The sequence below is a fragment of the Halomonas sp. DN3 genome, assembly GCF_024137905.1.
Classification (GTDB): domain Bacteria; phylum Pseudomonadota; class Gammaproteobacteria; order Pseudomonadales; family Halomonadaceae; genus Halomonas; species Halomonas litopenaei.
Genome location: NZ_CP099965.1, coordinates 1,406,284 through 1,431,075, shown reverse-complemented (window position 1 = coordinate 1,431,075; position 24,792 = coordinate 1,406,284). Strand labels below are relative to the sequence as shown.

Annotated in this window: 24 protein-coding genes; 11 read left to right on the top strand and 13 right to left on the bottom strand. The window is 60.4% G+C overall.

Annotated elements, in window-relative coordinates; translation table 11 throughout:
• Positions 1-17: 17 nt before the first annotated feature.
• Positions 18-1,670, top strand: a complete 1,653-nt coding sequence (locus NKF27_RS06355) for a thiamine pyrophosphate-binding protein (protein ID WP_253555763.1) — start codon at positions 18-20, stop codon at positions 1,668-1,670.
• A 399-nt stretch (positions 1,671-2,069) separates the two neighbouring features.
• On the opposite strand, the gene NKF27_RS06350 is transcribed toward NKF27_RS06355, so the two are convergent.
• Positions 2,070-2,402 carry a gamma-glutamylcyclotransferase gene (locus NKF27_RS06350; RefSeq protein ID WP_253555762.1) on the bottom strand — a complete coding sequence of 111 codons (333 nt, stop codon included), beginning with the start codon at positions 2,400-2,402 and terminating at the stop codon, positions 2,070-2,072.
• 484 nt (positions 2,403-2,886) lie between these two features.
• Between NKF27_RS06350 and NKF27_RS06345 the strand changes: the two genes are divergently transcribed.
• Complete coding sequence (locus tag NKF27_RS06345) at positions 2,887-4,080, top strand: site-specific integrase (RefSeq protein ID WP_253555761.1); 1,194 nt, start codon at positions 2,887-2,889, stop codon at positions 4,078-4,080.
• Positions 4,081-4,392: 312 nt separating this feature from the next.
• Here NKF27_RS06345 and NKF27_RS06340 read toward each other — a convergent pair whose 3' ends face one another.
• On the bottom strand, positions 4,393-5,298 hold the full coding sequence (locus NKF27_RS06340) for a LysR family transcriptional regulator (RefSeq protein ID WP_253555759.1): 906 nt from the start codon (positions 5,296-5,298) through the stop codon (positions 4,393-4,395).
• A gap of 179 nt (positions 5,299-5,477) precedes the next feature.
• Between NKF27_RS06340 and NKF27_RS06335 the strand changes: the two genes are divergently transcribed.
• From NKF27_RS06335 to NKF27_RS06325, 3 genes are read left to right on the top strand one after another with little or no spacing between them, the layout of a single operon-like run.
• On the top strand, positions 5,478-6,236 hold the full coding sequence (locus NKF27_RS06335; protein WP_253555757.1) for an enoyl-CoA hydratase/isomerase family protein: 759 nt from the start codon (positions 5,478-5,480) through the stop codon (positions 6,234-6,236).
• A 26-nt stretch (positions 6,237-6,262) separates the two neighbouring features.
• Complete coding sequence (locus tag NKF27_RS06330; protein WP_253555755.1) at positions 6,263-8,428, top strand: acetate--CoA ligase family protein; 2,166 nt, start codon at positions 6,263-6,265, stop codon at positions 8,426-8,428.
• The gene (locus tag NKF27_RS06325) at positions 8,394-9,728 is read left to right on the top strand and encodes a TolC family outer membrane protein (protein WP_253555754.1); all 1,335 of its coding nucleotides are present in this window, start codon (positions 8,394-8,396) and stop codon (positions 9,726-9,728) included. The genes NKF27_RS06330 and NKF27_RS06325 overlap by 35 nt, the downstream gene beginning before the upstream one ends.
• Before the next feature lie 441 nt (positions 9,729-10,169).
• On the opposite strand, the gene NKF27_RS06320 is transcribed toward NKF27_RS06325, so the two are convergent.
• The 10 genes from NKF27_RS06320 to NKF27_RS06270 form a co-directional block, all read right to left on the bottom strand.
• Positions 10,170-11,396 carry a benzoate/H(+) symporter BenE family transporter gene (locus tag NKF27_RS06320; RefSeq protein ID WP_253555753.1) on the bottom strand — a complete coding sequence of 409 codons (1,227 nt, stop codon included), beginning with the start codon at positions 11,394-11,396 and terminating at the stop codon, positions 10,170-10,172.
• Positions 11,397-11,406: 10 nt separating this feature from the next.
• A complete protein-coding gene (locus tag NKF27_RS06315) occupies positions 11,407-12,771 on the bottom strand; it encodes an FAD-dependent oxidoreductase (RefSeq protein WP_253555752.1) in 1,365 nt (454 codons plus the stop codon).
• A gap of 361 nt (positions 12,772-13,132) precedes the next feature.
• Positions 13,133-13,783, bottom strand: coding sequence for a GntR family transcriptional regulator (locus NKF27_RS06310; RefSeq protein WP_253555751.1), 651 nt, complete (start codon positions 13,781-13,783; stop codon positions 13,133-13,135).
• Positions 13,784-13,907: 124 nt separating this feature from the next.
• Complete coding sequence (locus NKF27_RS06305; protein WP_253555750.1) at positions 13,908-14,597, bottom strand: pirin family protein; 690 nt, start codon at positions 14,595-14,597, stop codon at positions 13,908-13,910.
• A gap of 275 nt (positions 14,598-14,872) precedes the next feature.
• The gene (locus tag NKF27_RS06295; protein WP_253555749.1) at positions 14,873-15,097 is read right to left on the bottom strand and encodes a hypothetical protein; all 225 of its coding nucleotides are present in this window, start codon (positions 15,095-15,097) and stop codon (positions 14,873-14,875) included.
• Between the two features lie 29 nt (positions 15,098-15,126).
• Entirely contained in the window at positions 15,127-15,435 is a 309-nt protein-coding gene (locus tag NKF27_RS06290; protein ID WP_253555748.1) for a hypothetical protein, read from the bottom strand.
• Between the two features lie 589 nt (positions 15,436-16,024).
• Positions 16,025-17,215, bottom strand: coding sequence for an MFS transporter (locus tag NKF27_RS06285; RefSeq protein WP_253555746.1), 1,191 nt, complete (start codon positions 17,213-17,215; stop codon positions 16,025-16,027).
• On the bottom strand, positions 17,212-17,619 hold the full coding sequence (locus NKF27_RS06280; protein WP_253555745.1) for a heme-binding protein: 408 nt from the start codon (positions 17,617-17,619) through the stop codon (positions 17,212-17,214). The genes NKF27_RS06285 and NKF27_RS06280 overlap by 4 nt, the downstream gene beginning before the upstream one ends.
• A gap of 148 nt (positions 17,620-17,767) precedes the next feature.
• Complete coding sequence (locus NKF27_RS06275) at positions 17,768-18,463, bottom strand: IclR family transcriptional regulator (protein ID WP_253555744.1); 696 nt, start codon at positions 18,461-18,463, stop codon at positions 17,768-17,770.
• Positions 18,464-18,544: 81 nt separating this feature from the next.
• The gene (locus tag NKF27_RS06270) at positions 18,545-18,916 is read right to left on the bottom strand and encodes a helix-turn-helix domain-containing protein (RefSeq protein WP_016854280.1); all 372 of its coding nucleotides are present in this window, start codon (positions 18,914-18,916) and stop codon (positions 18,545-18,547) included.
• A 232-nt stretch (positions 18,917-19,148) separates the two neighbouring features.
• Here NKF27_RS06270 and NKF27_RS06265 point away from each other — a divergent pair, with 232 nt between their 5' ends.
• The 6 genes from NKF27_RS06265 to NKF27_RS06240 all read left to right on the top strand — a co-directional run bounded on the left by NKF27_RS06265 (position 19,149) and on the right by NKF27_RS06240 (position 23,111).
• The gene (locus tag NKF27_RS06265; RefSeq protein ID WP_253555743.1) at positions 19,149-19,736 is read left to right on the top strand and encodes an NAD(P)H-dependent oxidoreductase; all 588 of its coding nucleotides are present in this window, start codon (positions 19,149-19,151) and stop codon (positions 19,734-19,736) included.
• Positions 19,737-19,765: 29 nt separating this feature from the next.
• Positions 19,766-20,113 (top strand): cupin domain-containing protein, encoded by a 348-nt coding sequence (locus NKF27_RS06260; RefSeq protein WP_253555742.1) that lies wholly within the window; start codon positions 19,766-19,768, stop codon positions 20,111-20,113.
• A 26-nt stretch (positions 20,114-20,139) separates the two neighbouring features.
• The gene (locus tag NKF27_RS06255) at positions 20,140-20,940 is read left to right on the top strand and encodes an SDR family oxidoreductase (RefSeq protein ID WP_253555741.1); all 801 of its coding nucleotides are present in this window, start codon (positions 20,140-20,142) and stop codon (positions 20,938-20,940) included.
• Between the two features lie 102 nt (positions 20,941-21,042).
• Positions 21,043-21,759 (top strand): glutathione S-transferase family protein, encoded by a 717-nt coding sequence (locus NKF27_RS06250; RefSeq protein WP_253555740.1) that lies wholly within the window; start codon positions 21,043-21,045, stop codon positions 21,757-21,759.
• Between the two features lie 115 nt (positions 21,760-21,874).
• Positions 21,875-22,279: a PaaI family thioesterase gene (locus NKF27_RS06245; RefSeq protein WP_206942712.1), complete on the top strand. Its 405-nt coding sequence runs from the start codon at positions 21,875-21,877 to the stop codon at positions 22,277-22,279.
• Between the two features lie 673 nt (positions 22,280-22,952).
• A complete protein-coding gene (locus NKF27_RS06240; protein ID WP_367399254.1) occupies positions 22,953-23,111 on the top strand; it encodes a helix-turn-helix domain-containing protein in 159 nt (52 codons plus the stop codon).
• 157 nt (positions 23,112-23,268) lie between these two features.
• Here NKF27_RS06240 and NKF27_RS06235 read toward each other — a convergent pair whose 3' ends face one another.
• Positions 23,269-24,495, bottom strand: coding sequence for an inovirus-type Gp2 protein (locus tag NKF27_RS06235; RefSeq protein ID WP_253555739.1), 1,227 nt, complete (start codon positions 24,493-24,495; stop codon positions 23,269-23,271).
• Positions 24,496-24,792 lie beyond the last annotated feature (297 nt).

The window sequence follows — 24,792 nt, the reverse complement described above, 5'->3', positions numbered from 1 at the left end:
AACAAAGGTCTAGATTTATGAGTGAACTACCGTCACGTCATGGTGGAAAAGTTCTCGTCGAAGCCCTCGAGGCACAGGGGGTGGAACGGGTATTTTGTGTGCCTGGAGAAAGCTACCTGGCCGCTCTTGATGGGCTTTTCGAGTCCGGCGTGGACACCATCGTGACGCGACACGAAGGCGGGGCCTCGCTGATGGCCGAAGCCGATGGGAAACTTACCGGGCGTCCCGGCATCGCTTTCGTCACGCGGGGCCCCGGCGCCACCAACGCTTCCTGTGGCGTACATGTCGCCTACCAGGACTCGACGCCCATGATCCTCTTCATTGGGCAGGTGGCGAGCGATCAGCGCGACAGAGAAGCCTTCCAGGAAGTCGACTACCGGGCCATGTTCAATCCATTGGCAAAATGGGTCGCGGAAATTGATCGCGTCGACCGGATTCCTGAGTACGTAAGCCACGCCTTCCATGTCGCTCAAAGCGGCCGTCCGGGTCCTGTTGTGCTCGCTCTGCCCGAGGACATCCTTTCATCAGACTACACTGGCGCCCCGGCTGTACCGGCTGCCACGCTTCCTTCGGGCAAGGCGGCTGAGAGCGATGTCGGCGCCATTGTCGACATGCTGGCGAAGGCCGAACGCCCGTTGGTTATCGTCGGTGGTGGCCCCTGGTCACAGAAAGCCGCCAATGCGCTCGGACGATTTGCCGACAAGGCCGCGCTACCGGTGGGAGCCTCTTTTCGCTGCCAGGATTATCTCGACAACCGACATTCACACTATGTTGGCGACGTTGGTATCGGCATCAACCCCAAGCTCGCGGAACGCGTCAAGAATGCCGATGTCATTCTCTCACTCGGTGCTCGACTGGGTGAAATGACGACCAGCGGTTACACCTTGCTGACGCCTCCCCTGCCGCGACAGACCCTCATACACGTCCACGCAGACGCTGCGGAAATTGGTCGCGTCTATCGACCGGCCCTCGGCGTCGTCGCGAACGCTGCTGAGCTCGTCTGTCAGCTGGCCGATGCAGCAAGGTCGCCGGAGACACCGCGTGATCAATGGATCACCAGCGCGCGCTCGGACTACGAGGAGTGGCAGCAACCACAACAGAGCCCCGGTGACCTGAAGATGGAGCAAGTCATCTCTCACCTCAACGAGGCGCTCGGTGAGGATGCCATCCTGACAAATGGTGCCGGGAACTACTCCGCGTGGCTTCATCGCTACTATCGCTACCGCAACTGGCCCACCCAGCTTGCCCCCACCAGTGGCTCAATGGGCTACGGCTTGCCGGCAGCGATCGCCGCCAAATTGCGCCACCCCGAGCGAGACGTGGTCTGCCTGGCCGGGGATGGCTGCTTTCAGATGGTGATGCAAGAGTTTGGTGTTGCCTGTCAGTACGGCGCAAATGTCATCGTTCTGGTGTCCAACAACGGCATGTACGGCACCATCCGCATGCATCAGGAACGAAAGTATCCGGACCGCCCCTCGGGAACACGAATGCACAATCCCGACTTCGCTGCACTCGCCAGAAGTTACGGGGGCTTTGGCGCAACCGTGAGCAGCGATAGCGAATTTCCAGCCGCGCTGCAGGCAGCCAGAGAGGCAGGGGTCCCCGCGATCCTGGACTTGAAGGTAGACCCACACGCCCTGTCGCCCAAGCTGACCCTGGCTCATCCATGAAGGCAGTAGCCAAGAGATACCCGCGCGGACAGGAAGCTGCCCTGCCATCGCCAGGGTAGGCTTGATTCACCCCGACAAGCCTTCCGGGCCGCAGCAGCATCTCAGTCTCAAGCTGCACTTAATAGGAACCAGCTGCTCGCGTAGAAAGCAGCGCTCACGCAGAAAGCTGCCCTCGCGGCCCGGGATCGGCTAGCCTGATGGCATCTGATGTACAGCTTGGGCTATGGCATCCGCGGCGAGCGAGGATGGTATTTCACAGACCTTTCACTGGTAAGTGATCCACCGCCAATGCGAAAAGCTCGCCACACGTATTTCGATAGCCGGTGATCTTGCGGTACGGGCAATGAGCACCATCAGGCTGGTTTGCCGCGTCTTTCCACACCAGATCAGCCCCCCTCGTCAGGCCTCTCTGCGCAGGGCGTAGACGTAGGCCTCGACCCTACCGTCATCATCGAGGCTGACGGTGACTGGAGTACGTTGGTACTCGGGCCCCTCGAACTCGTCCAGGGCCGCCCAGTGTTCCGGTAGTGCGTCGGATACGAAGACGTGACCTCGGATATCGTCGCCGGCGTCATCCAGCACCAGGCCAGGGAAGCCCATCTCGGCGCCCCAACCCGCCTGGTGCAGCCGTCCCTTGATGCTGCCCGGTTGCCAATGGCCGCCGATGGCCTGCATGACGTGTTCGTTGGGTCCGCCCGGCCCCAAGGTCCCGTAGATAAACAGGTGTGCCAAAACGCACCTCCCTCTCAATAGGTAAACGACTAATTTTCTCCGCTAGCCCCTGGGCTGGGCAAGCCCGGCCTGCTGCCAGCGTGCTGTGCCACGCGGTGGAGATCTGCCGTTTGAGAGTGGGAGGTATCGTCAATTCCGGTGCTGTGAAGCGAGGCTTTACCGCTGCCAGATGGATCAGGCTGGCGAACCTGAGGAAGGACAGACACCCTGCATGGATTGGGGTGGGGTCAACGCGGATAGAATTCACATAGAAAAAAGCCGCTGAAATCAGCGGCTTTTTCGATATTCGTGGCGGAGGGGGAGTCCGCCTGTTTAAAATACAGAAAACCCCAGCCTAATCCATTTACTTATTGTTTTAGCTATTTTTTGCGATTTTCCGTCCAGTGGCATCCAATGCTGTATCGCTGATAGCAGAATCAAAGTATGGGCTAGAGTATGGGCCGGGATATGGTACGCTAATCCCTCCGACAACGAGGAGGCGGCCATGGGCAAGCTCACCACACGTGGGGTACAGAAACTGGTCAGGGAGGCCAAGCCCGGGTTGACCAATGATGGCGAGGGCCTGTATCTCAAGATCGGCAAGAAGGGAGGAGCAAGCTGGATCTATCGGTTCCGGCGCAATGGTAAGCTTCGCGATATGGGCCTTGGTAGCTACTCGGACGTCAGCCTTGCTGAGGCGCGTGAGCGTGCCGGCAAGAACCGTAGCCTGGTCAAGGAGGGCCTTGACCCCCTTGAAGCAAAGGTAGAGAAAGAGCAAGCAGACGAGACGACTCCCACCTTCACCAGCTGTGCCGCTCGCTACATCAAATCTCACCGCCGCAGCTGGCGAAACGCCAAGCATGCGCGGCAATGGGTCAGCACGTTGAAGGCCTACGCTCGACCGGTCATCGGAAGCAAGCCTGTCAATGAGGTCACCACCCAAGACGTCCTGAAAATCCTGTCGCCGATCTGGACCAGCAAGACCGAAACGGCTAAGCGCGTGCAAGGACGTATTGAGAACGTTCTCGACTACGCCGCAGCGCACAGCTATCGGGACCCCGTAAATCCTGCCCGCTGGCGTGGACACCTCGACAAGCTACTGGCCAAGCCATCAAGGGTCAAGAAGGTGACCCACCACCCAGCCATGCCATACGACGATGTCGCTGCCTTCATGGCCGAGCTTCAGGGCTATACCAGCATGTCCTCCAGGGCACTGCAGTTCCTGATCTTTACAGCTACGCGCACTTCAGAGGTCCTGCGAGCTGATTGGATGGAGATCGACGTCGACAATGAAACCTGGACAATCCCAGCTGACCGGATGAAGGCACGCCGCGAACACCGTGTGCCGCTGTCGCGGCAAGCGGTGGAACTGCTGACTCAGCTCCCAAGGATAAAGGACAACTCCTATGTCTTTCCGGGCGCACGACAGGGACGCCCCATATCGAATATGGCTATGCTCCAGCTGATGCGTGGCATGGGCTTCGGCCTCGACGGTGAGCGAGGTGACTACGTGCCCCACGGCTTCCGCTCGAGCTTTCGTGACTGGACTGGAGAGGTCACAAGCTACCCCCGCGATGTGGCCGAAATGGCGTTGGCGCACACCATCGAGAACAAGGTCGAGGCCGCCTACCGCCGTGGCGATCTTTTCGAGAAAAGGCGGGAGATGATGCAAGATTGGGGTAACTTTATTCAAAAATGAGTCACTGCCCAGACTATACATTGAATTCTGTTCTGCATACATCAGCTACTGAGAGATCACAGTTTTCATTTCACCTAGTCGGCTTTTCTTGAGATTACTACCATAGTGTCATCGAAAGCCCGAAGAAAAAGCCGCTGCCTGGCGCTGAGTACTATGGCGTCGCTTCAATTGGGTTACCTCTATGAATAGGTGCTGGACGCCATCACTACTTTAGAAAATGACTCGGTAACAGTCGCGCGGCCAGGGATAGTGCCCATAAAAAATGTCTGATAGATGACATTGGAACGCTGGTCAAGCCAATACAACGGCTTGTCACCAATTGAACTCTTCACGCAAGCCTTGAATGATATTCTTGACCATCTTGAAGACCTCCCTGGCCCCTCGACTGATAGGGCGATTTGTTGTGCTGGTTAAGATGGCCTGGCGGGTCAAGACAGGATTGATGATGTGGCTGGCACTCAGGGATCCTTCTGCCACTTCCTCGAACACCGCCTGGGGGCTCAAAATGGTGAAACAGTCATGCTGTTTGACCACGTCTTTTTGAACCTTCAATGAATCAGCTTCCAGCACGATGTTAAGCTTTATCCCATGGCGTTTGGCCGTGTCATCCACCAAGACTCTTAGCCCATTGGGATAAACTGGCAAGACCAATGGCAACCCCTGTAGGGCATTGAACGCCACGTCAGAGCCTGTGAGTGGATCACCAGAGGATGCAACAAGCATCAATCCCGAGTCCAACAGCACCTCTTCCTTATCCTGCCTGGCTGCGCGATAACGGCTTAGCACCCCGATATCCACGTGTCCCGTTGCCACCCAGTGCTCAATCTGGTCACTAAATCCCTCATAGATACGCAGCTGAATGCCCGGGAACCACTCCCGGATCTCATTAAACAACCTTGCCACCAGTGGCGTCGTCATGGATGGCAGCACCCCGAGTGTCACAATCCCCGTTGGCAACCCCCCGAGATCACGAAGATCCGAGGCCACCTCGTCGGCATGAGTGATCAGGCTGCGAATCCGAGGCAGCGCCGCCTCTCCAAGCTCGGTCAGGACAACCCCTCGCCCGGTTCGATGGAACAGTGCCCCTCCGAGCTCCTCTTCCAGTGCGCCAATAGCCCGGCTGAGTGACGGCTGGGTGATACCGAACTGGGCCGAGGCCTTGGTCAGGCTGCCCGACTCATGGACTCTCAAGAAAATTTCTAGGTTTTTCAATTTCATAACCAGACATCCACAAAACGCATACCTGATATGTTCGCCATGCTGTTCACAAATAACAAGACCGAAACCCATAGTCACGACAGCCCTGATGCCACCGCCACGCTCAGCGTGGCAGGCCATGAACCTAGCCACTCAGGTCAAAACATATAAGAACCCATCGGCAATCAAGAGATCCGCTCATGTCACAACTGGTAGTCAGGGAAAGCAGAGGTGATATTGCCACTCTCACCCTCAATCGTCCGAGTGTCCTCAACGCGATCAATGGCGCCATGCGTGATGCCTTGATCGAATCCCTTCAGGAGCTCAACCAGGACAGGTCGGTAAAGGCGATCGTTCTGACGGGCTCAGGGGATCGGGCCTTCTCCGCCGGTCAGGACTTGACCGAGGCCGCCGCCTTCTCGCCCGAGGAGGTGAAAGCCTGGATGACTCATCAGTGCCGACTGTTGCAGGCCATGCGCGACCTCGAGAAGCCAGCCGTCGCGGCCTTCAACGGCGTGGCCGCAGGCGTCGGTTTCCAACTTGGCTTGCTGGCGGATCTGCGTGTCGGCTACCAGGACATGCGACTCGGTCAACCCGAGGTCAAGGTCGGGCTGGCAAGCATCATGGGCTCCAGCTTGATGGCGCTCCATCTGGGCCATTCCCTCAACAGCGAATTGTCCCTACTCGGCAACTTGATCACGGGCCAGCGAGCCCATGATATCGGCCTGCTGAACCGCGTGGTGACCAAGGAGCAAGTGCTAGCCGCCGCCCGGACGCTGGCAGAAGAGTTCGCCGCTCTACCGAGCGAAGCCGTGCGTCTCAGCAAACAACGCTTTCGCGCACAGTCACAATCGGCGTTCGATGCCGCCTGTACGGATCTGGTCCGATATCAGTACGAACGCTACCTGACAGGAGAGCCTCAGGCCATCATGCAACGCTTCCTGAAGAAAAGCGCATAATTATCCTTTCAGAGCACAGTATTCTCATGAGCCATAACAAGACAACACACTCACTGATGGAACATGCCTTTCAGGCGCGTTCGATTGCCATCATCGGTGCCTCGGAGAGCCCCAATAGTGTGGGTGGCCGACCGATCCACTATATGACAAGGTTCGGCTATCACGGCGCGCTCTTTCCCGTGAACCCCAAACGCGAACAGGTTCAGGGCTTGAAATGCTACCCCAGTCTGGACGCCCTACCCACGTCGCCGGAGCTGGTCATTATCGCGGTATCCGCCAGGCGGGCATCGGAAGCGATGCAAGCCTGTGCCCAACAAGGCGTTCGAAGTGTGGTCATGATGTCCTCCGGCTTCAGCGAGACCGGAGACGCCGGCCGCCAGGCCGAGCAGGAACTCGTCGCGATCGCCCAGGAGGCCGGGATACGCCTCATCGGGCCAAACTCACAGGGCATCGCAAACTTCCGGGATGGGGTCGTCGCCAACTTCTCGACCATGTTCATGGAAGTGCCACCTCAGGACGGCAACATCGCCATCATCGGGCAAAGCGGTGCCGCAAGCGTCATGCCTTATGCGTTGTTACGCGAGCGAGGACTGGGCGTCAGGTATCTTGCGGCCACTGGCAACGATGCCGATGTGACCAGTGCGGACTTGATCGAGGCAGTGCTCCAGGATTCCGACATTCGTCTCGTCTTGCTTTACCTGGAATCGATCAAGGATGCGCACTCCCTCGCCCGAGCCGCAGAGAAAGCTCGTGAGCAAGGCGTCGCCATCGTGGCCCTGAAGTCTGGCACCAGCCGGAAGGGACAGTCGGCTGCCAGCTCTCACACCGGCGCGCTGGCGACAGAAGATGCCGTCGTCGATGCCTTCTTCCGCCGTCATGCGATATGGCGCGTTCGCGACATCCAGGAGCTGGCTGCCGCCAGCGAGCTGTACTTGGCGAACCTCTCCCTTGGCCGTGGCCGGATGCTGACCATGAGCCACAGCGGAGCCGTCGGGGTGATCTGCGCAGACGCGGCAGAGCGACTGGGGGTAATCCTCCCCGACCTGAGTGACACCACGGTCCACCGCCTGCGCGAGATCATGCCGGCCTTCGGTGCCATCCATAACCCCCTGGATCTGACGGCCGGCCTGCTGAGTGATGGCACTTTGTTCGGCAAGGCCCTCGACGTGCTCTGCGCCGACCCTCGCCTGGACATACTTCATATCGGCATGCCGGTGGCAGGCGAAGGCTACGACGTCAAAGGCTTCGCTCGCGCCGCCAGAGATGCCAGCGAAAAAAGCGGCAAGCCGGTGATCGTCTCCGGGCCCCAGCGCGCCATCCTGTCTCACTTCTCGGCCCAGGGGCTGCTGACGTATCAGAGTGACACCGAGGTCATTCGGCAAGTCCATCAGGTCGTTCATCATCGGCGTATCATGCAGCAGCCCCCATCTCAGATGGATGAAGCACCTCTGCCCCTGCACATCAGTGCCTCGGACGGGGGCATGGATGAAGCCGCCAGCCTGGGCCTGCTCAACGCCATGGGGCTCCCGGTCGTCGACCACCACGTCTGCCATGGTGCCGAGCAGGCTCGGCAGGCCTTTCAACGACTCGGCGGGACTTGCGTACTGAAGGCTTGCACGTCCGCCATTCCTCATAAGTCTGAGCATGGCCTGGTCTGGTTGAATCTCGATTCCGAAACGGCTGTCCAGGCGGCCTATGGCGATTGCCACACCCGGCTCGAGGAAATGGGCATCGACGGAACCGTCATCGTCGCGCGCCAGGAATCGGGCTTGCATGAGATTGCACTGGGGGGGCGTCAAGATCCGTTGCTTGGCCCCGTGGTGCTGGTCGGGGACGGCGGCAAGTATGTCGAAGCGGTGAAGGACTACCAGTTGCTGGTGCCCCCTTTCACCGCAGCCGAGGTCCGCGAAGCCCTCCAGAAAACTCGGATCTGGCCGATCCTCGAAGGCGTCCGCGGCGAGCCCCCTGCCGACATCAGGGCACTCTGCGATGCCGCGGTTCTACTCGGCAACACCCTCGCCGTGACCCGCACCCTTGACGAGATCGACCTCAACCCGGTGCTGATCAAGCCAGCCGGGCAGGGAGCCGTGATCGTCGACGCACTCATTTCGGTGAAGGCGACCGTCGACACCAACAATACCCACATGCTTCATCATCATGAGCCTGCTGGCGGGACCCGCGTCCGCCGCTGACCTGCTCACCATCAGCCGCGATGCCCTCGAGCACAACAGTACCCTGGCCTCGGCGCGCGCCCAGTTCGGTGGCGTGCAGGCGGGCGTCGACGTGGCCCGCGCGGACCTGCGCCCGCAGCTCGAGGCCTCGGGCGAGATCACCCACGACCGCCAGTACGAGAGCCCAGGCTCCTCCCTCGCCGGCACCGGCGGGAGGCAGGACGAGGACTACAACGGCGCGGCACTGACCCTGGCCGCGACGCAGGCGCTGTATGACGCTCGCAACGGCGCCGAGCTCGAGCAGGCCGAGCGCCAGCTCGACCAGCAGACCTATCGCCTGGCCGCCACCGAGCAACAGGTGCTGGTCGATGTCGGCTCGGCCTACTTCGATATCCTGCGGGCCCATGAGGTCCTGGAGACGCGCCGCGCCCAGGAGCGCGCCATCGGCCGCCAGCTGGAGCAGGCCGGAGAGCAGTTCGAGGTCGGTCTGATCGCCATCACCGAGGTGGAAGAGGCCCGGGCACGCTTCGACCAGTCTCGGGCCGAGCGCATCACCGCCGAGAGCAACCTGCAGGTCAGCTTCGAGGCCCTGGAGCGATTGACCGGCGAGCGCTACGACAGCCTCGCTACCCTCCAGGCCGCCATGCCGGTGATGCCGCCGACGCCCATGCGCCGGGACGACTGGGTGGCGATGGCCATGGAGCGCAACCCGCTGGTGCTGGCGAGCCAGGCCGGAGTGGAGGTGTCGCGCAGCGGCGTCGACGTCGCCCGGGCCGAACGACTGCCGGTGATCGAGGCGTTCGCCCGCTACCAGTACAGCGACGACGATCGTGAGGAGCTGGACGGCCATGCCTCCGCCAGCCAGGTCGGCGCTCGGGTGAGCCTGCCGCTATACACCGGCGGGCGCACCAGCGCCGGCATTCGCCAGTCCACCTACGCGCTGGAGGCCAGCCAGTACGACCTCGAGGACCGGCGTCGAGAGACCATGCGCCGGGTGCGCTCGCTGTTCACCCAGGTGCGCAACGACGTGGCCACGGTGGAGGCGCGGGCCCAGGCCATCGTCTCCAACCAGAGCGCCCTGGACGCCACCCGAGCCGGCTACGAGGTGGGCACCCGCAACATCGTCGATGTATTGAATGCCGAGCAGAACCTCTACGATGCGGTGGCCGCCCACGCCGAGGCGCGCTTGGAGTATGTCATCAATCTGCTGAACCTCCACCAACAGGCGGGCAGCCTGGACGTCGACTTTCTCACCACGCTCAATGGCTGGCTCACAGCCGAGGCCGCGGTCTCCGTGAGGCCCACGGCGCCGGATGCCTGAGACCGGTATGGACTGCCACATGGCGTGGAGACACCGCCCGCGACTAACCCCATCGTGACTTGGCGGCGGGCTTCGGTCAGGGACTGGCGGTACTCTTTGTGCTCGACCATGCCGCCATCTCAGGGCGGTAACGGCGAACTGAGTCATCCCGTGTCTTCCGGTGATTGGGCTGGGCGCGGGTCACGATAAGCGTCGCCTTGGATGGCATCGCTGTTGTCGCTCATCAGAAGGCCAGGGAAGCCCATCTCGGCTCCTCTGCCCACCTCCCACAAGCGCTCCTTGATGCTGCTCAGCAGCCTATGGCCACCGATGGGAGACTCGAGGTGATATTGGGGCCCACACCCGCGAAAAGATAGATAGGCTCGTGCGAAAAGCCCAGGCTCGATGGCCTGGGCTGTTGTGAGGACGACATTGATTCATGAGTCGTCCACTGGAAACGGCTCAGGGCGTGCGTGCTGATGCCATGTTGGCCAGACTTTGCCGTTCGGTGAGCAACGTGATGACGAGCCCCACCACCAAGGCCCAGAACGGCGCGGTGATATTCAGAAAACTCACACCACTGAGTGCCACCACGAAGGCTGCAAAGGCGCCTAGCTGAAAGGGAGCTTGTTTACTGCTAGAGAATGCCATCTGTAACGACTGCAGAAGGACATTGATCATTGCCAGACCCGCCACCGTGGCGATCAAGGCAATCGGCACCAGTTTGATGAAGCCGACAGCGTAGCTCGAGAAGACCCCAAACGTCAGGCAGATCACCCCACACACAATGGAAGCGACGTAGCGCTTGTCCTTTTGCTCACCGGCGACATCCGACGAGCAGATGGCCGTCATCGGTCCTGCGATATTGGCATTGTGAGCGCCAAAGAAGCAGGCCACCATGCCGCCGATACCGGAAAGCGTGGTCATCGTGTTCACCGGTGGCTTGTAGCCCTCGCTCATCAGCACGCCGGCCGCCTGGGCATTCTCGGCACCGATCACCAGAATGGCAACGGGCAGCGAAATGGCGATAAAGGCCTCCAGAGAAAACGCAGGCAGAAAGACGCCTGGCAACTGAAACTGCGATGCCGCCTGAACGCTGCTGTCTTCGCCGAACAGGAAGAATAGGGTCAGCCCGACGACTAGTGCCGGAATGATAGGCGTAACTCGAGGCAGCAGGGCCAGGGCGACGAAATACGTTAGCACGGTCGCCCCCGCCATCAAGGGAAGGTCCGCTATCCCGCCCATGATTCCCGTCGCAAAGCGCATCAGCGCTCCGGCTATCATCGCCATGATGATGGGCATTGGAATCAACCGGATCAGGCGATTGACCAGCCCCGTCACTCCCAGTAAAAAAACCAACCCGCCCGCCATGAAGTAAGCACCCACGGCTTCTTCAAAGGTAAAATTACCGAGCGTTCCTCCCAGCATGACCGCAGCGGGAATCGACCATGCACCACTGATCGGCTGACCTGTCTTCCAGGCCAGGTAGACACCCAAGCTTCCACCGAAGAACCAGCAGGAGAACAGCCAGCTGACGACCTGCTTATCGCTCAGCCCTGCTTGGGCGCCAGAGTTGATGATGATCAGTGACGTAGCAACGCAGCCAAAGATCGCTGCGAGCAACCCCGCGGAGACGTTCTCCTGGGTCAGATCCTTGATCGGATTCAAGATTCGACTTGTTGTTTTCATGTTGGTGACCTCAGAGAGCGCTGCCGTAGTCGCGCATGATCTGGCGAATCACGTTGCCGGAGAGGCTGCGCATCGCCACCCGATGATCCAGTGAGTACACCGCGGCCTGGGCGGCGGCATGGCCGTACTCGAAGCACTGGGCCGTTACCCTTGAGGAAGCCAGAGCTTCATGCTCTGCACTCAGGCACCTGCCGGCGACGATGATGTTCTCCCCGACTTCGGGAATCAGGGCCCCGAAAGGGACCTCATAGTAGTCATCCAGAAGCCAGTGTAGTTTGGGCTTTTCGCCATCGTGCAGCTCAATCGGCCAAGGCACCCTGCAGATGCCGTCATCGCGCTTTCTGCACTCAAGCACGTCCTCATTGGTCAGCATCTCGATGCCGACGATCGAGCGAGTCTGGCGAATGCCGACCTCGGTACCGGTGTCGACGACATAGGCATTCTCGCAGCCTGGTATATAACGATTGAGAAAACGTGCGTACTCGCGCACCTGCCGACGGCCCAGCAACTCGGCCTCGGTGAAGTCTGCCGGATCGATCACGTTCAGGGAGCGCCCGTCCTTTCCGGAGATGCGCGTGGCGTTGACCATCAGCTCCCCCGGTCGGGTCGTTGGGAACATCCAGATCTTGTTCCTCGGCAGGTCATAGTTCCCCGAGGACCTGGCGTCATTGATCGCATCGGTCACCTTGGGCGGGCAGATGGTGTCTTTCCCGTAGTAGTCGAGATAGGTCTCGATATCGACGCCACCGATCCGGAAGAACATCGTCGGGTTCTGAATGCGCCCATTGTCGCCATAGAAGTAGCGATAGCCCGCCCTGGCGATGACCGCGGCATCGCCGGAGGCATCGATGATGCGCTTCGCCATGACCACCGAGCGCCCTGCATTGGACTCGACGACCACTCCCGTGAAGGTATCACCATCCATGATGACGCCCGTCACGGCGGCATGCAGGTATAACTCGACACCCGCCTGCTCAAGCAACTCATCGGCCGTCTCTTTCCACATGAGGGGGTCGTGGGTCGCAGTATAGGTCTTGCCATAGGCCTGGGGAGGCGTTAGGCCGCCTCGCTTGGCCAGGGCGTTGCGAAACCGATCCGTAAAGCCAAAGACCACCTGCTCGGGCCCATTGGGATGCTCCTCCCTGGCGTAGTACATCCCGCAGATGGTGCCCGACATGCCCGCAACCGCTGCACCACCGCAGAAGCCATACTTCTCGATCAGCAGCACCGACTTGCCAGCTTCCCCCGCCACGGTCGCGGCTGCCACCCCGGCGGCACCGCCACCCACTACCAAGACATCCACACTGGCCAGCTGCGGTAAATCCGGCGGCTGTGTGAATCTGCATGGCGTCTTCCACGCTGCGAAATCCATCATCGTTTCTCCTTACGCTACTGATATATCACTGACACATCAAAAATACGTCAATGACATACCTTTCGTCATGCAACTTTAGTCGCATGAAAGGAAGTGACCTGAAAAGAAAGGGATTTCCAGAGGAAGGAAGGAGCAAACAGCGATCGCATCAGTGCTTGCGGAAGCGGTGCCGGAGCATCAGGGCGCGAATCAGCCCCTGCAACGAGAACAGCAATGATCAACCACTGCGACTCGGAGATTAGCTACTGCAAAGGAAGGCGTGCCGTATAGGGCACGGCACATGGAACATCAAAGGCCAGACATGGCCTGAACTGGAGACAAAGGGTAGTTACGCGATATCGCCGGCCTGGGCCATCGGGCGTCAGGCTTCCCTGCCGATCGTGGCGTATGCGAATTCGGTGAGGTAGTCGTTCAGCGCGTAGGAAGCATTCACGGCAGCATCTGCGTCGGTGTGACTAATGGCGCGCAAGACTTCACTGTGCAGTCTTGCTGCCTTGGGCAGATCGACGGACTCCCGCAGGTGAGCAAACCAGAAGCGTCGGGAAAGGCCTTGCAGGGGGGCCATGGCGAGTTGGAGGTAGTCGTTATTAGCAGCCTCGGGCATTAACTCGTGAATACGCTTGAGACAGTCCGCGAAGGCACGTTGATCCCCTAGACGGGCACACTTTTCGAGATCGGTGGCAAGAGCAAGCATCTTCTGCTTGGCTTCCACGTCAGCACGCATCACCGCAAAGCGAACACAGAGTGCCTCCACGCTGCGGCGCACCTCCAGAATCTTGAGCTGGTTTTCCACCGAGAGCGGCGCTATCTGGATACCGCGTCGGGAGTGGATATACACCATTCGTTCATAGGCCAGGCGCTGCAATGCCTCTCGGACCGGCGTACGCCCCAGCCCAAGCTCTTCGGCGAGCACCTTCTCACTGATCATGGCGCCGGGCTTCAGCTGCTGGAACGTAATGCGCTGCTCGATTTCGTTGTAGGCAACAGTCGTCTTGTTGATCTTTTCTTTCATCATGTGTCCTGAAACCATCTATATCCCGGCGCTGCAGCCATAGCGGGACACTTGACGACAAGCTTACCGACGCCCGCTCACCCTAGCAAACCAAACGACTCGACATGACCTTGCCCCCCTTCTCTTAAGCCAGATCGAACAGGAGAATCTCGGAGGCCTCGATGCCGACCACCTCGATGGGCTCGCCCGGCTCGAAGGCAGCCGCATCGCCGGCCGAGAGCGACTGGCCGTTGACCCTAGCCTCTCCCCGCGCGATGTGCAGCCAGGCATGGCGGACGGCCGGTATCTTCGCCTGCTCCCCGGCATCGAAAAGCCCTGCATAGAGGTTGACGTCCTGGTTGACGCTGACGGAACCGTCACGGCCTTCCGCGGAAACGACCAGGCGCCACTCACCCTGACGCTGTGCTGCCGGGAAGTGCTTCTGTGCATAGCTCGGCGCGACGCCCCGTCGCTGCGGCTCTATCCAGATCTGCAGGAAGTGAAGCTCTTCGTCGGTGGAGTGATTGAACTCGCTGTGCCGGACTCCGGTCCCCGCCGACATGCGCTGTACATCACCGGGACGCATGACCGTCCCATGTCCCATGCTGTCCTTGTGGGCCATGGCACCCGACAGGACATAGGAGATGATTTCCATATCCCGGTGCGGGTGAGTGCCGAAGCCCGCGCCTCCCTGAACACGGTCCTCGTTGATGACACGAAGTGTCCTGAACCCCATGTGGTCGGGATCGACATAGTGGGCGAAAAAGAAGGTGTGGCGGGAACGCAGCCAGCCGAGATCGGCATGGCCACGTTCATGGGCACGTCGCAGGATCATTGGGGGTCTCTCTTGAAGGCGGGCATCTCCTCGTCAACATCCGACCAGGCATGCTCTCGTGAACGAAAAAGGAAAGGGGCAAGAAAAAACGGCAAAGAGCGTCACCAGACGGCGCCTTGCCGAGGCGATTTTCTCGGGTGCTATCGGGTCACGATATCGCCGTCAGCCGTCGGCCTTGAGACGAACCGCCATCTTGGCCACCGTCTCACCCTGGAAGGGCGCTGTGGTCAGCTCGTGCTCATCGGGCTGGCAAGAGCCATCGCCTCCCGCAATGGTCAGCCTTGTCGGGATTCGGCCATGGCGGCGCTTTGGTCTGCATGCTCGTAAGCGCTGGCCATATCCATCACTGCTCCCTCCCTAGACGCATGGTAGGTGGCCGCTTGTTGGACCGCGGACAGCGGTTCGCTTAACTGCCTGGAGAACGCAGTAGCCAGACCCGCCTGTGCAGCCATGGCAATAGCAGCGATAAGAAGAGCGGCAAGGGTTGGCTTGATTGCCATGGTGTATCTCCTTGGCTTAGGTGAAATGTTTATTTGGTCGCGTTGCGAGCCAGCAGAAGTCCGGCATTGGTCGACTTCCCGCCATGACCGTCACCGGCCCGATACATCGCGTTCAGTCTTGCTCGGGAGTCGGCCATGGCGGCGCTTTGATCGGCGTGCTCGAGAGCGCCGGCAAGCGCCCTCAGGGTTTCCTTCCCAGACACACTCTGGGCGGTGCCCTGCTGGACGGCGGAGAGTGGTTCGCTGAACTGCATGGAAAGCGCCGAGGCCTGACCGGCCTGAACGGCCACGGGCATGGCGGTGATAAGAAGGGCGGCAAGGGTTGGCTTGAAGGTCATGATGTATCTCCTTGAGGTTGATCAGAGAAGCTCGGCGTGTGGATGAGCGCATACTAGACCTTTCAGTTAATCGAACAAAAGCGGCTTTAATAGACATATTTATTCGAAAAAATAGAAAAGAATTGCACCTAGATCAGGCTTGCGCCACGACCCACGCCGTTTCTGACCGGCGCCAGACACGACATCTCTGCCCCGGCACCCAGGACGAGAGGCTCCGCAGGGTTGGTCAGGTCGGAACGGAAGGGACGTTCGTGATGGCGGAGATGGCCAATGGAGAGCATGAAGACCGGATTAGATGAGTCGTTCGCATCATCATGATGGCGACTCGGTCCTCAGCAGAGAGATGGCGATATGTGCCTGACCTAAAGTTCTCGCGACAATCTATGCCAGGAACTCTGGCACGGATGGAACGGTGAACTCCTGCCAACAACCGCCGGCCCTCATCGCCCTCGGGGTAAAGAAAAAGCGATTCGCGGATTTACCGCAACGATGAAGAGCGAACAGCCGGTCTCATGCCTTGGTGCCCGACCCGCCCGCTACCTGGCCCCCTTCGCCAAGGGGGCCGTAGCCTTGTAGAACGACGATTCCATCACGCCATCGCCTCGGCGACTCGGGAGCGGTTCACCCGCCCCTGGAGCCACAGCGCGCCCAGCGCCAGCACCGCCAGGCCACTGCCGGCCAGCGGCGTCATCCCCAGCGCCTGCTGTGCGACCAGCGCACTCCCCACGGCCGAGCCGGCCGAGATGCCGATGTTGAACGAGGAGATGTTGAGCGCCGAGGCGAAGGCCACCGCCCGCGGCCGATGCTGCTCGGCCGTGGCCAGCATGCCGGACTGAAAGGCCGGCGACAGTCCGAAGGCCAAGGCGCCCCACACCGCCAGCCAAACCGGCATCAGCCACCTCGTCTCGCCCCAGGCGTGGATGATCGCCAGGATCGCCGCCAGTCCGACCAGCAGCCAGGCGGCCGTGCGCCGCCAACCGATGGCGCCGACCAGTCGCCCGCCCATCAGGTTGCCGACGAGAGTGGCGCCACCGAAGACCACCAGCAGGCCACTGGCGGCCGCCGTGGAGAAGCCCGTCTGCTCGGTCAGCCAGGCGCTGATGTAGGTAAACAGCGGGAAGGTCGCCCCGAAGCCCAGCGCCGTCAGGGTCATGGTCAACACGATGACCGGATGCCCGAGGGCCGACAGCTGCTCCCCCCAGCTCCCCGTCGGCTGAGCCGCCAGCGAGGCCGGGACCCAACGCCACAGCGCGATGAGCGCGATGGCCGCCAGGGCCAGAATCGCCACGAAGGGCATCCGCCACCCCATGCCGTTCCCCAGCAGGCTGCCGATAGGCACGCCCACGACCATGGCCAGCGTCAGCCCCGAGAACATCAGCGCGATGGCACTGCCGGATCGCCCCTCCGGGGCCAGCCGACTGGCCACGGTGGCCCCCAAGGCGAACAGGGCACCATGCGCCACGGCGGTAATGACGCGACCGAGCATCAGGCTGGTGAAGTCCTGGGCGACGACCGCCAGCAGGTTGCCGATCACGAAGAGCGCCATCAGCCCCGTCAGCACCCGACGCGGCGCAAAGCGGGACAGCGTCAACATGAGCAGCGGCGTGCCGATCGCCAGGGCCAGGGCGTAGCCACTCACCAGCGCGCCGGCACGATCCTGAGTGACGCCGAGATCGGAGGCGATCGCGGGCAGCACCCCGACCACGATGAACTCCGCCATGCCGATGGCAAAGGCGGCCACCGCCAATGCGAGGACGGCAGGATGCTGGCCGCGCATCATGCCGCCTCCCGGGCCATCAGGCGCGGCCCCAGCTGGGCAAGGGTCTCGTCCAGCTCGACGGTCGCGCCGGCCACGCCGACCGCCCCGACCACGCGCCGTTGTGCATCGCGCAGCACCACGCCGCCCCCGAAGCTGATCAGGCCCCCGTTGGTGTTCTCCAGGGTATAGACGGCCTCCCCCGGGGCGGCGATCTGGCCCAGCTGGGCACTGTCGGTCTGGAACAGCGACGCCGTGCGCGCCTTCTTGATCGCGACATCGATACTGCCGGGGACCGCGCCATCCATGCGTTCGAAGGCGACCTGGAGCCCGCTGGCGTCCACGATGGCCAGCGAGACGGCGAATCCCTCATCGGCGGCGGCCTGGCGGATACCGGCGATGATGTGGTGGGCATCGTCAAGGTGCATGTCATTCTCCTCAAGAATCTGGTCAAGATCAGCGCCGTCGGCGACGACGCGGTGAGGAGCATGCCGATGCCGCGCAGGCAGGCACAGGGGGGAGCGGCGGATGCCGACCAGGATTCGACAATGTCGAACGGCGAGGCGGACAGGAGGATCAGCGCGCCAGCAGCTGCTTCGCCAACCGATTCAGCCGCGACGGCGACCAGCGCGAGGCCGGGCCCGCCATGCCCAGTGCCGCCACGCAGTCGCCCCGCTGCCGCAAGGGGATCGCCAGGCAGCAAAGGCCCGCCTCGACGTCCTCGAGGTCCAGCGCGAAGCCGCGGGCGCTGACCTCCCGAAGCCAGGCCTCCTGCGCATCGCTCAGGGGGCCATCGCGCCTGACCTGGCGCAGCAGGTGGTCATCGTTGGCCAGGAAGACATGGCCGATCGCCGAATGACGCAACGATTCCCGGCGCCCTCGAGGACTCTGGACGCGACGCGGCTGCCGACCCTCCACGGCCTCGAGATACAGGTACTCCTGGCTGCCGCAGGGGGTGGCCAGATAGACGGTCTCGTCGCTCAGCGCCGCGGCCTCGTCCAGCAGCGCGCGGTAGTGCTGGCGGAGCTGCTCGCGCTCCTGCGCCAGGGGCTCGGCCAGCTCATCGAGTCGCAGGCCGAGCCAGTATCCCTCGGACAGGCGACGCACGTAGCCCAGCGCCACCAGGGTATCCAGCAGCCCATGGACGGTGGTCTTGCTCAGGCCCGCCTCGGCACTGAGGCTCGCCAGTGTCTGCGGCCTATCTGCGTGACGTAGCGCCTCCAGCAGCAGGAAGCTGCGTGATACCGACTGAATCATCCTGGTCACGAGCATGCCTCATCGTTTCGTCGGGGCCACTTCATAGGGTCTCCCAGAGGTCGCGGCGATCGCCCCGAGATCCTGTACAGGGTGCCGTCACTCCGCCACGACATCGGCCGGCAAGGACTCGCTCCATTCGCGCAACTCATCGAGCACCTTGATGGCCGTCTCCCCCAGCGGCGTGATCGCATATTCCACGATCACCGGGGACGTCTCGCGCACGTGGCGGGAGATCAACCCCTTCGCCTCGAGGAAGCGCAGTCGCTCGGTGATCATCTTCTTGCTGGCACCGCCCACCATCCGGGCCAGGTCGTTGAACCGCACCGGCCCGTCCTTGATATGCCACAGCAAGGACCCCGTCCACTTGCCACCGAGCACGCGCATGCCCTTCTCGATGGCGCAGGGTTCCATGCAGGGCGCCGCGACCCGGCGCCGGCCTTTCGGATCTTCCGTCACAAACGCATCCAATCGCACATCTCCTGTCGTGTCTGCCCAGCGCCAATCGGGTTCTGGGCCTGAAACCGCTCATCGATTCCCGAGAGCTCCCCGGAAGAGGCCATCCCGGGGCGGGCCCGGTCGATCCTCCGAAGAACAAGGTTACCAAAAGTATACTGGTTGTTTTTGGTTACCCCTCGCGTCATCTTAACGCCTGCAGAGCTTGTTGATCCACTACTCGTTGCCCGTCGTGGCAGAGGATTTCATGCGTAAGATCTTGATCATCAACGGACACCAGCCCTACCCGTTTGCCAAGGGCACGCTCAACGACAGCCTCGTCGAGCGCGCGCGCTCCTGGCTTGACGACCAGGGACACGAGGTGCGCGTCAGCCGCATCGCCGAAGGGTATGACGTCGAGGAGGCGATCGCCGATCACCAGTGGGCCGACGTCGTGATCATGCAGTTCCCGATCAACTGGATGATGGTGCCCTGGTCCTTCAAGAAATACATGGATGAGGTCTATACCGCCGGCATGGACGGCCGCTTCTGCGAGGGCGACGGGCGCACCGCCGAGAAGCCGAAGGAGAACTACGGGCTGGGCGGCACTCTCACCGGCACACAGTACATGCTCAGCGTCACGCTCAACGCCCCGGCCGAGGCCTTCAAAGACCCCGACGAACCCTTCTTCGCCGGCAAGTCGCTGGATGACCTGGTCGCCCCCGTGCATCTGAACGCACGCTTCTTCGACATGAGCGCCCTGCCGACCTTCGGCGCCTACGACGTGATGAAGAATCCCGATATCGACAGCGACCTCGCCCGCTTCGACGCCCACCTCGAGCGCGTCTTCGGCTGATGCCTCCGTCACACTCAGGAGAATCCCCCATGACAACGCCTCAATGGCCCGACGCTGGGCGCCCGGTACCGCTGGCCGACCAGGCCTCCCCGGAGTTCTATCGCGAGCTCATCAACACCGGCGAGACACGCCTGGTACACATGACCATGGCCTCCGGGGCCGCCGATGCGCCTCACCGCCATCCCGAAGAGATCGTCTACTTCCTCTCCGCCGGGCGCCTGCGCATCGCGCTGGAAAGCGGCGATGTCGTGGAGCGGGACGTGGTGGCAGGCGACGTCGTGCACAACGAGGCCTGGGCGCACCAGGTGACCAACGTCGGCGCGACGCACGTCGAGGCCATCATTTTCGAGCGCCTGGATCGCGACGACCTGGCGTAACCCCACTTATCTCGAGGAGAGAGACGATGAAAACCATTCTGATGACCGGGGCCGGCAGCGGCCTGGCGGAAGGGGCGGCACTGGCACTGGCGAGGCAAGGGCACCGGGTGATTGCCACGGTGGAAATCTGGCCCCAGGTGTCGGCCCTGAAGGAAAAGGCGCAGCAGCAGGGCGTTGACCTGGAGGTCGAGAAACTCGACATCACCGATGCCCAGGATCGCGACAGCGTCTTTGCGCGCTACGGCGCCGAGGTGGATGTCGTGGTGGCTAACGCGGCGATCGGAGAGACCGGCCCCATCGCCGAGATTCCCGTGGCGCGCGTGCGCAAGGTCTTCGAGACGAACGTCTTCTCGACGCTGGAGTTCGTGCAGCCTTACGCCAAGGCCTTCGCCGACCGCGGCCAGGGCAAGATCGTGCTGGTATCGTCCATCGCCGGGTTCACCACCTTCCCCTACCTCGCGCCCTATGTGGCGTCCAAGCATGCCCTGGAAGGCATTTCTCAGCTCCTGCATGAAGAGCTGGCACCGCTGGGCGTGAAGGTCGCCACCATCAACCCGGGCCCCTTCCGCACCGGCTTCAACGACCGCATGTACGACACCCTCGACCAGTGGTACGACCCGAAGACGCACTTCACCCCCGAGGCGCAGATCCGCGAGACCCAGCAGCTGTTCGCCGGGGACGATCTGCAGCTCGACCCCTCCTCCATGATCGATGAGATGGTACGCCTCATCCCGCTGGACGAGCATGCGTTCCGCAACGTGCATCCCGCACGATTCGAGGAGGACGTGAAGCGCTATCAGGAGAGCCTCTGGGACCGTCAGATGTGACCGTCCACAGGCAACAGGCCATGCGCGTCGGGCCCGATGCAAGAGGGTACCGGGCCCGACGCGCATTGCCCTACATCGCGTTACCCCATGAGGACGTTCCCCATGTCACAGCCGGATATTCACCTGTACACCGCCGCCACCATGAACGGCTACAAGCCGGTCATCTTTCTCGAGGAAGCGGAGGTGCCCTACGAGCTGACCTTCATCGACTTCGGCAAGAAGGAGCAGAAGGCGCCCGACTATCTCAAGCTCAATCCCAACGGGCGCATTCCCACCATCGTCGACCGGGGCAACGACGACTTCGCCGTGTTCGAGAGCGGCGCCATCCTCTGGTACCTGGCCGAGAAGTACGACCGCTTCCTGCCCAGAGAGGCCAAGGCCCGCAGCGAAACGCTGCAGTGGCTGATGTTCCAGATGGGCGGCATCGGCCCGATGATGGGCCAGGCCATGTACTTCCAGCGCATCGCCGCCCCCAACCGCCAGCAGGAACCCTTCTCCATCACGCGTTACGTGGAGGAATCCCGTCGCCTGCTGGAGGTCCTGAACACCCGCCTGGAAGGCCGCGAGTGGCTGGCGGGGGATCAGTACACCATCGCCGACATGGCGACCTACCCCTGGGCCCGCGCCTACGTCTGGGCCAAGGTGTCGATCGAGGGTCTCGACCACCTGAAGGCCTGGTTCGAGCGGCTCGATGCGCGCCCCCAGATCCAGAAAGCCTTGACCATCCCGAAGGCACAGCCCGCCTTCTGGGGTGACGCCGACGAAAGCGAGTTCCTCAGGGAGAATGCCGCTCGCTTCGCCACCGATGTGCGCACTTGAACTCGACCCGACGTGGCCCATCGTTGAAGGTGTGTAGCGACGCCATAGTGACAGCCCTTGGCCAGTGTGTATCGTAGGCGCTGTTCAGAATTATCCTCACAATGAGATCACCACCATGACCACCGCCGACGATATTAACCGCATGCTGGCAACACACTGGCCAAGCTGTCCGTTTACCTGTCTCGAACTTGCCGAGCGCCACGCCATTGCCACGGTCGAGGTCCGAGAAGAGGACCTGCGGCCCGGTGGCTATGTGTGTGGCCCTGCCCTGTTTGCCGCTGCAGACGCGGCACTGTGGTTTCTGGCTTCTGCTGGCCGTGAAACGCCACAGGCCATGGCGTTGACCTCTGACCTGGCGATTCGCTATCTGTCGCCGGCTGTCGGCCAGCGGATCATCGCCCGGGCCGACCTCAACAAGAGTGGAGGCAGAACCATGATCGGCAGCGTATCGGTGTGGATGGATGACAGCGAAAGCGAGCCCTGCGCCATCGCACAGGGCGCTTATATTCTTCCCGCCTGATCGTTGATGTCGGCTCCCGCACGTCTATCACTTGGGAGCATACAACCCTTTGGCCGGCCGGGCGCCGATGGCCTCAGGCCTGCTCGGCGTTGGTCTACCGCGGTTCAGCGTCGTGCTGCTTGCGGACATCCTTCAACGAGTTCTGACCCGGTTTTTACAACGCACTAGAGCTTATCGAACCAACCCCAGATCCGGGAGAAGGTGAGATCGTATTGGCGCGCCGTTTACCGACAGTGACCTTGCCTTTCAAGGTGTCAGTAACCACAGCTTTTTGAGTATCCCTGTTCGTCGTTCATAGTTCAGGGGTCGACGGGAGGTTCGTTGCTCATTTCACCTTCCTGATGGCTGCGCTATTGCCTGTGCAGCTTGGGAGGAGGGCACTTCCGACCGTCGAATCATCCTGCAGCTTAAGGAGGCCGCTGGGGCTGGTCGAAACTTAGCTCATCGATCACATCGAGGTAGGCAGTGAGGGGTGTCAGTCTTTTGCGGTGCAGGGATAACTGTAATTCTCATGAAGCGGCATAACGCTAGGGCTGCCTTATGGCAGCCCTAACACGCCTACTCTTTATTTTTTTCTGTGAGGGCTCTACTCGACATGGCTACGCTCCGGCAGTAACCAAGGGCGGTCTCAATGAGCAAGTGCAACACCTGATCGACCAGGTATGCTATCGCTATGACTCATTGCTACCACCACCTTACTGCTGGAGAACGTGCTACCATCATGCTGATGCGTGAAGGTTACTCGATACGCTCCATCGCCAAGTACCATGGGAGAGCTGCCAGCACGGTTTCTCGGGAACTGGCTCGGCATGCGGTACCTTTTTCATGCTGACTATGACGCCAGTCTGGCGAGTTTAAGGGCCACGCTGACGCGACGTCGAGCACGACGACAATCTAAGTTGTGCCTTGGTACGCCTCATTTCGATCTGGTGACCTATCTGTTACGCAAGTACTTGTCTACTGGCCAGTGAATCGGTGTTTAATGATTCTCACACCTTGGAGATGTAACGCCTTGGTCGCCCGCGCCTGCCCACCTGCTTCTTGTTAGTGCAAGAAAGCTGGACAAAGGTTTTCCTGGCAGGTAGCAGAGCACTCATGTAGTAATCGCTCTTGACAACGTAATCGATCACCACCCCTTTCAGCGCATCGACTTTGTTTTTTTCATGGTAGTTGATCGTCCCGATCCCCAACTCTTTGTAGAGGTGTTTGATTCGATTGCAGTTAAAATATCTGCCTTCGCCACATGTCACTTCGCTGTACCAATACTGCCCCGCCATCTTGGCAAAGTTAATGTCTTGTCGATGGTCGGATCCTTTCATGATGAGGACCAGATGGTAATGAAAGCCAGCCAGGACCCCGTATTCTAGCTTGCCAAAAACCGCCATCACATTCGGTATAACCTTTCCCGACTTAATACGATCACTCATTATCCTCCATTCATTCTTCACCATTTCCATGTCTTGTAGAAAATCTTCCGACTCAACAAACTTACCCTTTCGATACCCCAAGTCCACCCTGAGCACCAGTAGACGCGCCCGCTCAGAAAAGCACTGATCGATAATTGATGTCGCTTTCTCTTTTCTGTCTTTAGCTGCTCGATCAGCACGCCGTAAAAAGTCCTGTATAATCGGCCTGCTGGCCTCTGCCTTGATGTCTTCCATGACCGTATTCATGATGAGTACTGTTCTGGCGACACCCCCTTCCAGCACTCCATATTCCACCATTTTCCTCAACTCATATTGCCATTTCCTGGTGACCTTATGGTAAATGCCCACGTAAGGGTTCTGATTCACAACATGCAACTGACCGCACCTATCATCACAGCCCTTCTTCACCAGCTTTAAGAACTCTTTGCCATGTAAGGATTTGAAGAGCTTCAGCTTCCCATTCGTTTTCTCCACCACCTCGAAGTGATCTTTCCGAGAGTCAGATATTCCTTTTATTACCGCTTCTGCACGACGCAGGTGCGCAGTAAATTGCTTACCATCTTCTGTGAGCAGCTCTTCTTGATCATCAGGCATCTCCTCCTCAAAAAATCTCTCATAATCTTGCATATCCCTTTGTTGTAAGTCCTCATCTCTTGCCAGACGCTCCTCTACCTCCCACCAAGGTACATCATCATCGTAAGAAGACTGCTTCGCCTCCCAGCCCCAATCAATATTCCAGTCTTGGTCAAAAGGATGCGACGACTCACCTTGGCATGTTTCATATTCCATACACCACTCCATCATCGACTTCACGGTTGAGCATCTCATAATGAATATAAGACACAGCCTCTCTGCTCTACCTCGAGAATCCAATTTCAGTCTTACAAGTGTCATCTACCCACATAAAATTGAGCCATATGGTAAATACTATTTCACTATCTTCCTATTGTGAGCTCTTCCACTAGCACTTCCATTGATATAGTACATAGCTACCACTACTACCTTGGTAATGGTACCTGATACCCTGATACCCTGATACAACATATAAAGCAAAAATAAAACTAACCACCTCCTCTTCGACACTGC